This window comes from Devosia sp. (genome assembly GCF_034675085.1).
Classification (GTDB): Bacteria; Pseudomonadota; Alphaproteobacteria; order Rhizobiales; family Devosiaceae; genus Devosia.
The window spans coordinates 1-11,685 of sequence record NZ_JAUCDN010000079.1 but is presented as its reverse complement, the minus strand read 5'-3'; the positions used below and the strand labels follow the sequence as shown (position 1 = coordinate 11,685).

Below are 11,685 nucleotides of genomic sequence, written 5' to 3'. Positions count from 1 at the left end.
GAAGGCTGCTGCTCTATCCAGCTGAGCTACGGGACCGGCGCAGATGGCCCATTTAAAGCATTTCTGCGCAACGGAAACCTTCTTCTTGCGCTCAAACAGGCCCGCCGGGGCGGGAAGGGCGGGGCAGCCGGGCCGTGGTGCCCCGCACGATCAATTCGGAGCTGAGCACCATATACATCGGCATGCGGCTGCGCGGCGCCCCTTCCGCCAGGTCGATCAGCGCACCGGCAGCGATCCGCCCCAGTGCTTCGCGCGGCTGGCGCATGGTGGTGAGCCGCGGCCAGATATGCGAGGCCACCGTCAAATCGTCGAAGCCGACCACCGAAATGTCACGCGGGCATTCGATGTCGTGCTGGCGCAGCCCCGAGAGAAAGCCGATGGCACTTTCGTCATTGGCGGCGAAAATCGCCGTCGGCCGTTCCTCCAATGCCATGAACAACTGCGCCGCCGCCCAGCCCGATTCCATGGTGAACCGGCCGGGAAGCATCCAGTCGGGATGGCAGGATAGGCCTGCTTCCGCCAGCGCCTTGCCAAAGCCCCCGGCGCGCTCGCCAGTCAGTACATTGCCTTCCGGCCCGCGAATATGGCCAATTCGGCAATGGCCGAGATCGATGAGGTGGCGCGTCGCCCGTTCGGCGGCAAAGCTATTGTCGGTCTTGACCGTGTGAAAGGGAGCGTGAGGAATTTCCTCGCATACCACGATCAGCGGCATCGGGCTCTGGTCATTGGCCAGCATGCGCAGGTGCCGCAGATCCACCGCCCCGTCGAAGAGCAGGAGCCCGTCCACCCGGTTGGAGAGGAAATAGTCGCGCATGCGCCGGCCCGAATCGTCGCCCGAAAACCGGTTTGTGACGAGAACGCCATAGCCGCGCGCCGCCGCCTCCCGTTCGATGGCGTCCAGAATGGTGGAAAAGAACGGATTGCGGATATCGGGAAGGGCGACGAGGATGGTCCGGGCGGTTTTCTGCCGCAGCGAGCGGGCCGACTGGTTGGGTGTATACCCCGTGATCCGCACGGCCTCGGAAATCCGCGCCCGCGTCGCCTCGCTCACCCTCTCGGGGCGCGACAGCGCGCGGCTGACAGTGGCGGTGGAAACCTCCGCGAACTGCGCAACATCCTGAATCGTCGGCGTTTTCTTGGTCAAAGACACACCGGCAGCGCTCCCTGTCGCTGTGAGCTATGCAATCGATCTAAATCGATCTTGACAGGGGCGCAAGCCATGTACGAAACTAATGAAATCGATTGCAGAGATTTCGCGGGGCGAAAGATGCAATCGATTACACAGCCAGCTTGGGATGCCTCATCAGAAGTCACCCCTGCGGCTGGCAGTTTCGCGGGGGCGTTCCGCTCCAAGTGATCGTTGGGAGGACATTGTTATGAAGAAATTTGCAGTGGTTGCCGCTATGGCGACCGCTTTGCTCGGCTCCACCGCTTCCTATGCGGCTGAGCTGGAAGTGACCCACTGGTGGACTTCGGCCGGCGAGGCTGCGGCTGTGGCCGAATTCGCCCGCGTCTTCGAAGAAGAGACCGGCAACACCTGGAAGGACAGCGCCCTTTCCGGTTCGGGCACCGGCGCCAACCCGGTCATCATCAGCCGCATCATCGGCGGCAACCCGATGGGCGCTACCCAGATGAATACCGGCCGCGACGCCGAAGAGCTGATCCAGGCCGGCCTCATCCGCGACCTGACCCCGATTGCTGACGAGCTGGGCGTCAAGGACTTCTACGTCGACCAGTCGCTGCTCGAGCCGTGCACCTATGACGGCAAGATCTACTGCTTCCCGGTCAACATCCACTCGTGGGACTGGCTGTGGCTCTCCACCAAGGCCTATGAAAAGATCGGCCAGCCGGTTCCGAAGGACTGGAACGAATATGTCGCCTCCTGGCCCGCGCTTCAGGCCGCCGGCATCCTGCCGTTCGGCCTGGCCACCGGCTGGCCCTTCTCGGGCATTCCGGGCGTGCTGATGGCCGGCATCGGCGGCTCCGACCTGCTGATCGCCGTCAACCGCGACAAGGATGCCGAGGCCGTTCGCAGCCCCGAATTCCGCAAGGTCGCCGAGGCGCTCGATCATCTGCGCAGCGTGATTTCGCCCGACACCCTGGTCCCGACCTTCGGTGACGTGGGCAACCAGCTGCTCGAAGGCACCGCGGCCGGCAATATCCATGGCGACTGGCTGCAGGGCGACCTGCAGGTGGCTGGCGGCGTCCCCGGCGTGGACTATGAATGTCTGCCGGCGCTCGGCCTGGGCACCCAGCTCAGCGGTGGCGGCGACTCCTTCTACTTCCCGGTCCTGCCCGAAGGCACCGACCAGGCGGTGATCGACGCCCAGACCGAACTGGCCAAGATCGTGATCTCGCCGGAAGCCCAGCTTGCCTTCAACCTCAAGAAGGGCTCCATGCCGATCCGCACCGACATCGACCTGTCGGGCGCCAATGCCTGCATGAAGAAGGCTCTCGACCTGCTCGGCAATGGCCTGCTGCCCTCGGGCGACTTCGCGCTCTCCAGCGACACCCAGCAGCAGCTTCAGGACCTCAACACCGAGTTCCTCGATGACGATGGCATCACCGTCGATGATTATATCGAGCGCTATGCCTCGATCATCGAGCAGGCGGACTAAAAGTCCGGTTGCGCGGTGAGCTGAGTTCTCAACGCTGAAAAGTGGTCGGCCTTGCTCGACAAGGTCGGCCACTGCCCTATGGAGAGACCCAATGGCGGACACAGCCGTTCATGCAGGGGAGGGCGCTGGAACGGTCGTCCGGCCCGGCTTCCTCAAGAAGACCTTCCTACACAACTTGCCCGCCAAGATCGCCGCCGTGCCGATGATGGCCACCGTGATCATCGTTTTCGTCGGCTGTACGCTCTGGACGATCTATTACTCCTTCACCAATTCCAAGCTCCTGCCGACCGGCAAGTTCGTCGGCTTCGACCAGTATGAACGCCTGTTCGCCACATCGCGCTGGAACATCTCGGTCACCAATCTGATTTCCTACGGCATCATGTCGCTGGTGTTCACCCTGGTGCTCGGCTTCCTGCTCGCGGTTCTGATGGACCAGAAGATCCGCTTCGAAAGCGCCTTCCGCACCATCATGCTCTATCCTTTCGCCCTCTCCTTCATCGTCACCGGCCTGGTCTGGCAATGGATCATGAACCCCACGCTGGGCCTTCAGGGCACCATGCGCAATCTGGGCTTTGAATGGTTCACCTTCGACTGGATCGCCAATTCCCGCATGGTGCTGTTCGCCCTGCTCATCGCCGGGCTCTGGCAGGGCGTCGGCTTCTGCATGGTGCTGATGCTCGCCGGCCTGCGTGGCGTTGATGAGGAAATCTGGAAGGCCGCGCGCGTCGACGGCATTCCCACCTGGCGCACCTATATTTCGGTGGTGCTGCCGATGATGCGCGGCGTACTGGTCACCGCCCTGGTGCTGATCGGCTCTGGCATCGTCCGCCTTTACGATCTGGTGGTCGCGCTCACCAATGGCGGCCCCGGCATCTCCTCGGAAGTGCCCGCCAAATACGTCTACAACTACATGTTCTCGGGCGGCAATATCGGCCAGGGTCTGGCCGCCGCCACCATGATGCTGCTCACCGTGGTTATCATCATGATCCCCTGGGTCTACCTCGAATTCGGCGGAAAGGGGCGTCGCTCATGAGCCAGATAGCAACCACGGCCGGGTCCCTGCCACAAGCCGGTCACGGCGCCGGCATCGAGCCGCGCGGGCCCCGCCCCAAACCATTCTTTACCCCGAAAAAGATCATCATCTACTCCGTGCTGGTGCTCTTTTCCTTCTACTTCCTGTTCCCGCTCTACGTGATGGTGGTGACGTCGTTCAAGACGATGCCCGAAATCCGCTTCGGCAACATTTTCGCCTTTCCCGGCCAGATCAATTTCGATGCCTGGATCAAGGCCTGGACGTCAGCCTGCACGGGCCTTACCTGCGAGGGGTTGTCGCCAGGCTTCTGGAATTCGGTGAAGATCACCATCCCGTCCACCATCGTTTCGATCTTCATCGCAGCGGTGAATGGCTATGCGCTGGTCAATTGGCGCTTCAAGGGGTCGGAAGTCTTCTTCGCCATCCTGATTTTCGGCTCCTTCATTCCCTATCAGGTGTTCCTCTACCCGCTGGTGATGATCACCCGCCAACTGGGCATTTTCGGCACCCTGCAGGCCGTCATCCTCGTGCACACCGTGTTCGGCATGCCGATCCTGACCCTGCTGTTCCGCAATTACTTCGCCTCGCTGCCTCAGGAGTTGTTCAAGGCGGCGCGTGTCGACGGGGCAGGGTTCTGGCGCATTTTCTTCGAGATCATGCTGCCCATGTCGCTGCCCATCTTCGTGGTGGCGCTGATCCTGCAAGTCACGGGCATCTGGAACGACTTCCTGTTCGGCGTCGTCTTTGCCGGCACGCAGAACTACCCGATGACCGTCCAGCTCAATAATATCGTCAATTCGGCGCAGGGCACGCCGGAATACAACGTCAATATGGCTGCCACCGTGCTGACCGGACTCGTTCCGCTCATCATCTACTTCGTGTCCGGCAAGCTCTTCGTCCGCGGTGTCGCCGCCGGCGCCGTAAAGGGATAATTCAGATGCAATCCAGCGTTTCCATCCGCGATCTTTCGCTGAGCTTCGGCAGCGTGAAGGTGCTTGAGCATCTCGACCTCGAAATCGCGCAGGGGGAGTTCATCGTCCTGCTCGGTCCCTCGGGCTGCGGCAAGTCTACCCTGCTCAATTGCATTGCCGGCCTTCTCGATGTCTCCGACGGCCAGATCTTCATCAATGGTAAGAACGTCACCTGGGAAGAGCCCAAGGATCGCGGCATCGGCATGGTGTTCCAGTCCTACGCCCTCTATCCGCAGATGAGCGTGGAAAAGAACCTTTCCTTCGGCCTGCGCGTCGCCGGCATGCCGAAGGAGGAAATCAACCAGCGCGTCAGGCGCGCCGCCGAAATCCTGCAGATTGAGCCTCTGCTCAACCGCAAGCCGGCCAATCTTTCCGGCGGACAGCGCCAGCGTGTAGCCATCGGCCGTGCTCTGGTGCGCGACGTGGACGTGTTCCTCTTCGACGAGCCCTTGTCCAATCTCGACGCCAAGCTGCGCTCGGACCTGCGCGTCGAGATCAAGCGGCTTCATCAGCGCCTCAAGAATACCATGATCTACGTGACCCACGACCAGATCGAGGCGCTAACCCTGGCCGACCGCATCGCCATCATGAAGAATGGTGTTATCCAGCAGCTTGCCGATCCGCACACGATCTATAACCGGCCGACCAATCTCTATGTGGCCGGCTTCATCGGCTCGCCCTCGATGAATTTCATTGAAGGGGCGCTTCAGGGCAGTGATTTCCTGGCCAATGACGGCACCGCCATCCCCGTCGGCAGTTATGAGTTCCTGGCCGGGCGCGGCAGCGATGCCAAGGCCGTATTGGGCATTCGCCCCGAGCATATCTTCCTGGGCGAAGCGGCCCATGCCATGCCGTTCCGCACTGATGTCGAAATCGAGATCGTCGAACCCATGGGCTCGGAAACCCTGGCCTGGACCCGGCTGGCCGGCGTTCCCGTCACCTTCCGGTGCAGCAGCGACATCCCGCTGCGGGTGGGTGACAAGGTCAATATCGGGTTCGATGTGGCGCGCGGCTCCATCTTCGACGCCGAAAGCACCGACCGCCTGTAAGAGGCGAGATTCTTCCGGTGGCGCCTCGGCGCCGCCGGTTCCGCGCGCCAATATTACTATTGCGGCGGCGGACCTGCCCGTTGGGCGCGATCGGCCGGGAGAAGTGGGATAAGCCATTGCTCCAGCCCGGCTGCGCCAGCCGATAAACTTCAAGAGGCCCCAAATGACCGAGCTGTCATTCCAACTTTATAGCGCTCGCAACTATCCCAACCAGGCCGAGTTTCTCGGCAAGCTCGCCGAGCTTGGCTACAAGCAGGTGGAAGGCTTTGGCGGGCTTTATGCCGACGCCGCCGGCCTGGCAGCCACGCTCAAGCAGAACGGGCTGACCATGCCGACCGGCCATTTCGGCCTCGACCAGCTCCAGGACACCGCCAGCGCGCTCAAAATCGTCGAGACCCTTGGCATCAAGCGCATCTATTGCCCCTTCATCATGCCCGACCAGCGCACCGCCGACGATTCGGGCTGGGTCAAGCTGGCCGAGACCCTTGCCGGCCTCGGCGAGATCTTCACCCGGGAAGGTTACGGCTTCGGCTGGCACAATCACGACTTCGAATTCGTGCCCACCACCTCGGGGCGCCTGCCCATGGACATCATCCTGGAAACCGCGCCCGCGATCGAATGGGAATGCGACGTTGCCTGGGTGGTGCGCGGCAAGGCCGATCCGATCGCCTGGTTCGACCGCTATGGTGGGCGCATCAGCGCCGTCCATGTGAAGGATATCGCCCCCGCCGGCCAGAATGCCGACGAGGATGGCTGGGCCGATGTGGGCCATGGCGTGCTCGACTGGAACAATCTGATCGGCAAGGTGCAGGCCAAGACCAAGGCGCAGTATTTCGTCGCCGAACACGACAAGCCCTCCGATGAACTGCGCTTCGCCTCGCGGTCCATCGCAACCGCCAGCAAGTGGAAGTAAGCTGAAATGGCAAAGACCTTTGGCGTCGGCATCATGGGTGCCGGCAATATTTCCAGCGCCTATCTGCGCCTCGCGCCCCTATTCAAGGGGCTCGAGGTGCGCGCCGTGGCGGACATCATTCCCGAGGCCGCGAAGAAGCGTGCCGAGGAATTCGGCGTCGCTGCCCAGACCCCTGACGAAATGCTCAAGAACAGCGAGCTGGACGTCATCGTCAACCTTACCATCCCGGCCACCCATTACGGGGTGTCCATGGATATCATCTCGGCCGGCAAGCACGCCTATTCGGAAAAGCCCTTCGTGCTCAGCCTCGAAGAAGGCATGGCGCTGAAAAAAGCCGCCGACGACCGCAATCTCAAGGTGGGTTCGGCTCCCGACACCTTCCTGGGCGGCGCGCACCAGCAGGCCCGCGACATTATCGACAGCGGCAAGCTCGGCAAGATCATGAGCGGCACCACCCATGTGATGAGCCGCGGCATGGAGCATTGGCATCCCAATCCCGACTTCTTCTTTCAGCCTGGCGCCGGCCCGATTCTCGACCTGGGACCCTATTACGTCACCGAACTGATCCATCTGCTCGGGCCGGTAAAACGCCTTTCCGCTTTCACCAACATGGCGCGCACCGAGCGCGAGGTGACCGCGGAAGGCCCGTTCAAGGGCACCTTCGTCAAGGTGAACACCCCAACCACCATTCATGGCGTGCTCGAATTCGTTTCCGGCGCCATCGTCACCATCGGCGCAAGCTGGGACGTGGCGGCCCATGGCCATCACAATATCGAGCTTTACGGCACCGATGGCTCCATCTTCGTGCCCGACCCGAACTTCTTCGGCGGCGAACTGGTGACGGCCAATATTGCCGGCGAACGCAGTCCGGTGACGCCCTGGGACCATCCTTTCGGCAAGCCGAACCAGGAGTTGGATACGCCCCATCCGCGCGCCAATTATCGCACGGCGGGCCTGGCCGATATGATCGCCTCCATCGATGGCGGCTACACCGCCCGCTGCGGGCTCGATGTGGCCCTGCATGCGGTGGATGTGATGACCAGCCTTCTCAAGGCCGGTGAAAGCGGGCAGGTGCTGACCCTGTCGACCACCTGCGAACGGCCCAAGGCGTTGACCCCGGCTGAGGCCCAGGCCCTGCTCAGATGAAGGACGTGCCTCATTGACAGGCGGGCCATGTCGGCCGACCCTATTGGCGACACGCGCGGCAGGCGGCGGTTACGCGTCGCCTGTTTGCTTGAACGAGGCAGAAAACCGAGGCGCCATGCGCCCTTAAGAGGAGAAGATCGATGCGCACCATTAAGGGGCCAGCCATTTTCCTGGCCCAGTTCGCCGGCGACAAGGCACCATTCGACACGCTGGATAATATTTGCAAGTGGGCAGCCGGCCTTGGCTACAAGGGTGTGCAGATTCCCACCTGGGTATCGAGCTTCATCGACCTCGAAAAGGCAGCCAATTCGAAAACCTATGCCGACGAAATCAAGGGCATAGTGAACAGTCACGGGCTGGAGATCACCGAACTGTCCACCCATCTCCAGGGCCAGCTCGTCGCCGTCCATCCCGCCTATGACACCGCTTTCGATGGTTTCGCGCCCGCCCATCTGCATGGCAATCCCAAGGCGCGGACGGAATGGGCAATCCAGACGCTCAAGCACGCCGCCAAGGCATCGCAAAATCTCGGCCTCAAGGCGCATGCTACCTTTTCGGGCGCTTTGGCCTGGCCCTATGTCTATCCCTGGCCGCAGCGCCCGGCAGGGCTTGTCGAAGAAGCCTTCGACGAGTTGGCGCGGCGCTGGACGCCCATTCTCAATGCCTTCGATGAAGCCGGCGTCGATGTCTGCTACGAGATCCATCCCGGCGAAGATCTGCATGATGGCGTTTCTTACGAGATGTTCCTCGAGCGCGTGAACAACCACAAGCGCGCCAACCTGCTCTACGATCCGAGCCACTTCGTGCTCCAGCAGCTCGATTATCTCGACTATATCGACATCTACAAGGATCGCATCCGTGCCTTCCACGTGAAGGATGCCGAGTTCAATCCCACGGGACGCCAGGGCGTCTATGGCGGCTTCCAGTCCTGGGTGAACCGGGCCGGGCGCTTCCGTTCGATCGGCGACGGCCAGGTGGATTTCCCGGCCATCTTCGCCAAGATGGCCGCCAATGATTTCGACGGTTGGGCGGTGCTGGAATGGGAATGCGCGCTCAAGCATCCCGAAGATGGCGCGCGCGAAGGGGCAGAGCTCATTAAGAGCTACATCATCCGCGTCACTGAGCACGCCTTTGACGATTTCGCCGCCGGCGGCACCGACAAGGCCGCCAATCGCAAGATGCTGGGTCTTTCGTGAGCGGAACAGGGAGAACGCAAAATGGCTGAAAATGGCGCAAGGCGGATTCGCCTGGGCATGGTCGGCGGCGGCACGGGAGCCTTTATTGGCTATGTGCACCGCGTCGCCTCGCGCATTGACGGTGATTACGATCTGGTGGCGGGCGCGCTCTCGTCCCGCCCCGAAATCGCAAAGGAATCCGGCCGCAATCTGGGGCTGTCAGAGGATCGTATCTATACCTCCTATGAGGAAATGGCCCGTGCCGAGGCCACCCGGCCCGACGGCATCGAGGCGGTCTCCATCGTCACGCCTAATAACATGCACTACGGCCCCGCCAAGGCTTTCCTGGAGGCCGGCATCCACGTGATCTGCGACAAGCCGCTGACCTCGACGCTGGACGATGCCAGGAAGCTGGCCGAAATCCAGCCCAAGAACGGCGCCAAATTCCTGCTCACCCACAACTACACCGGCTATCCGCTGGTGCGGCAGGCGCGCGAACTGGTGGCCTCGGGCGCACTGGGCAGATTGCGCGTGGTGCAGGTGGAATATCCGCAGGACTGGCTGACCGAAGCGGCGGGCGACGACAACAAGCAGGCCGCCTGGCGCACCGATCCGGCCCGCTCCGGCGCCGGTGGCGCCATCGGCGATATCGGCACCCATGCCTATAATCTCGCCCGCTTCGTTACCGGCCTCAGGACCGAGGCGGTGTCGGCCGATCTCACCAGCTTTGTGCCCGGCCGCCAGCTCGACGACAATGTCCACATCATGCTGCGCTTCGAAGGCGGCGCCCGGGGCATGCTCTGGGCCAGCCAGGTGGCCGTGGGCAATGAAAACGGCCTGCAATTGCGTGTCTATGGCGAAAAGGGGGGCCTCGAATGGCGTCAGGACAACCCTAATTACATGTGGTTCACCGAATTCGGTAAGCCCAGGCAATTGCTGACGCGTGGCGGCTCCATCTCCGTGCCGCCGGCGGCGTCGATGAATGTGCGCATTCCCTCCGGTCATCCCGAAGGCTATCTGGAAGCATTCGCGACGCTGTACAGCCAGTTCGCCGCCGTCATTCGCGGGGAAGGGGCGGCCTATGAGCCATTGCTGCCCTCCCTTGCCGATGGCGTGGAAGGCATGCAGTTCATCATGGCTTCGGTGCAGTCGAGCCGCGACGATGGCAAGTGGACCAGGCTGAGCGCAGTCTGACCCGCCGAATTTCTTCCGGAGGCCCTGGCGGCCTCCGGCCTCACTGGATGCGCTCGACCTCGTATCCGGCAGCCTCGAGCAGGGCGATGACATTGTCCTCGCCCACCAGATGGCCGGCGCCGACGATCACCAGCGCACGTTCGTCATTGGCCAGCATTTCTTCCAGTACGGGAACCCAGTTCCGATTGCGCGCATAGAGCAACCGGTCGAGAAAAGCGTCCTCGAAGCCGCCCATCTCCATCTGGAAAAGGGGAGCCAGCCGCTCCGGCGTGCCCTCCACCCAGCTCCGCAGCATCTTGCTCATCATCTTGGGCAGCGCGTCGATTTCCACAAGCGTGCTGGAAAGCATGGCGATTTGCTCCTCCTCGGGCGCGGCGGACAACACGTCGAGCTGTTCTGCGCCGCTCTCCAGAAACCGCATCGGCCGATTTTCGAGATCGGCCTCCAGCGCCAGCTCAACACCCTTGCTGCTGAAGCCGGTGGCTTCCAGCGCCGCAGCGCTTATGGTGTTGGCCGCCATCCAGGGGCGCATGGCCAAGACCGGGCCCACCGGCATGCCGATCTTGTCCAGCTCCACGCGCAGAAGGGCTTCCGTCTCGGCATCGATGCGGTCGGTCAGCAGCGTGCCATCGGTATAGATCCCGCGCGCGAAGGCCTGCGCACCCAGTTGCGCCATGGCCATGGCGCTCACATCGGTTTCAAAAACCACGAATTCCGCCTCGGCCAGGGTGGTGTCGAATTCCGGTGTCCGCCATTGCGTTCCGTCCGGCAGGATGTGGAAGGAGCCGAAAATCCTGATGGCGCTGTCCGCATCGCGCACCTCCCACAGGGCAGGAGCCGCCATGGCGGGCAGGGCCGGAACCAGCGCGCCGGCAAGCATGATGAGGGAGCGGGCGATGTGCTGCATGGGCTTCTCCTTGCCCGCTCATCCTGCCAGATGAAGCGATCCGGGCCAAAGACCATTTCGCCTCACCGGATCAATAAAAAAAGCGCCGCAATTGCTTGCAGCGCCTGGGTGGGACGAACGCGCCGGCGCTCAATGCGTCCAGGGCGTCCTGCGGTCGGAGCGGAAGTTGTCGGGATAGCTGGCGCGCTGGACGGTCGCGTCGTGGGCGGGCTGCACCACATAAGCAATGCCGTTCTTTTGCGCGTAGGTCTCGGCCTGCTCCTGGGTTTCGAAGTTCAGCTGCACCTGCTGGCGGGTGTCGCCGGAAGAGATATAGCCCATGAGCGGGTCGATTTCGCGCGGAGCGGCCGGCTCATACACCAGCACCCAATTGCGGGAATTGCCTTTTCCCGACTGCATGGCATTACGGGCCGGGCGATAAATGCGGGCGGTCATGCAAGGTCCTCAACACGTTGCCTAACGCGGCGAATGATGGTCGGAGTACAAAGATTCGAACTTTGGACCCCCGGTTCCCAAAACCGGTGCTCTACCAGGCTGAGCTACACTCCGAGATCGCCATTCCGTTAGCCTGTTCGCCGGCAAAGGGCAAGCGCGCCGATGGGGTGCCGCGCTATTGACGGCGCAGCTGTCGCCGCGCACAAACCATGCCATGATCGATCTCACCAAGCGCTGGCCCCTG

Annotated in this window: 11 protein-coding genes and 1 tRNA gene; 8 read left to right on the top strand and 4 right to left on the bottom strand. The window is 62.3% G+C overall.

Annotation, left to right across the window (positions count from 1 at the left end; all coding sequences use genetic code 11):
• Positions 1-91: 91 nt before the first annotated feature.
• Entirely contained in the window at positions 92-1,150 is a 1,059-nt protein-coding gene (locus VDP82_RS07055) for a LacI family DNA-binding transcriptional regulator (RefSeq protein WP_323014144.1), read from the bottom strand.
• A 226-nt stretch (positions 1,151-1,376) separates the two neighbouring features.
• On the opposite strand from VDP82_RS07055, the gene VDP82_RS07050 reads away from it, so the two are divergent.
• The 8 genes from VDP82_RS07050 (at position 1,377) to VDP82_RS07015 (ending at position 10,099) form a co-directional block, all read left to right on the top strand.
• Positions 1,377-2,618 carry an ABC transporter substrate-binding protein gene (locus VDP82_RS07050; RefSeq protein WP_323014143.1) on the top strand — a complete coding sequence of 414 codons (1,242 nt, stop codon included), beginning with the start codon at positions 1,377-1,379 and terminating at the stop codon, positions 2,616-2,618.
• 202 nt (positions 2,619-2,820) lie between these two features.
• The gene (locus tag VDP82_RS07045; RefSeq protein WP_323014145.1) at positions 2,821-3,651 is read left to right on the top strand and encodes a sugar ABC transporter permease; all 831 of its coding nucleotides are present in this window, start codon (positions 2,821-2,823) and stop codon (positions 3,649-3,651) included.
• Complete coding sequence (locus tag VDP82_RS07040) at positions 3,648-4,583, top strand: carbohydrate ABC transporter permease (protein ID WP_323014142.1); 936 nt, start codon at positions 3,648-3,650, stop codon at positions 4,581-4,583. The genes VDP82_RS07045 and VDP82_RS07040 overlap by 4 nt, the downstream gene beginning before the upstream one ends.
• Before the next feature lie 5 nt (positions 4,584-4,588).
• Positions 4,589-5,671, top strand: a complete 1,083-nt coding sequence (locus VDP82_RS07035) for an ABC transporter ATP-binding protein (RefSeq protein ID WP_323014141.1) — start codon at positions 4,589-4,591, stop codon at positions 5,669-5,671.
• Positions 5,672-5,834: 163 nt separating this feature from the next.
• Positions 5,835-6,584, top strand: a complete 750-nt coding sequence (locus VDP82_RS07030; protein WP_323014140.1) for a sugar phosphate isomerase/epimerase — start codon at positions 5,835-5,837, stop codon at positions 6,582-6,584.
• Between the two features lie 6 nt (positions 6,585-6,590).
• Positions 6,591-7,730 (top strand): Gfo/Idh/MocA family oxidoreductase, encoded by a 1,140-nt coding sequence (locus VDP82_RS07025; RefSeq protein WP_323014139.1) that lies wholly within the window; start codon positions 6,591-6,593, stop codon positions 7,728-7,730.
• Between the two features lie 140 nt (positions 7,731-7,870).
• The gene (locus VDP82_RS07020) at positions 7,871-8,926 is read left to right on the top strand and encodes a sugar phosphate isomerase/epimerase family protein (protein WP_323014138.1); all 1,056 of its coding nucleotides are present in this window, start codon (positions 7,871-7,873) and stop codon (positions 8,924-8,926) included.
• 21 nt (positions 8,927-8,947) lie between these two features.
• Positions 8,948-10,099, top strand: a complete 1,152-nt coding sequence (locus VDP82_RS07015; RefSeq protein WP_323014137.1) for a Gfo/Idh/MocA family oxidoreductase — start codon at positions 8,948-8,950, stop codon at positions 10,097-10,099.
• A 40-nt stretch (positions 10,100-10,139) separates the two neighbouring features.
• Here VDP82_RS07015 and VDP82_RS07010 read toward each other — a convergent pair whose 3' ends face one another.
• The 3 genes from VDP82_RS07010 to VDP82_RS07000 form a co-directional block, all read right to left on the bottom strand.
• The gene (locus VDP82_RS07010) at positions 10,140-11,006 is read right to left on the bottom strand and encodes a TraB/GumN family protein (RefSeq protein ID WP_323014136.1); all 867 of its coding nucleotides are present in this window, start codon (positions 11,004-11,006) and stop codon (positions 10,140-10,142) included.
• Between the two features lie 129 nt (positions 11,007-11,135).
• Positions 11,136-11,441: an ETC complex I subunit gene (locus VDP82_RS07005; RefSeq protein ID WP_323014135.1), complete on the bottom strand. Its 306-nt coding sequence runs from the start codon at positions 11,439-11,441 to the stop codon at positions 11,136-11,138.
• A gap of 37 nt (positions 11,442-11,478) precedes the next feature.
• Positions 11,479-11,555: transfer RNA gene (locus VDP82_RS07000), tRNA-Pro, on the bottom strand.
• Positions 11,556-11,685: the final 130 nt, after the last annotated feature.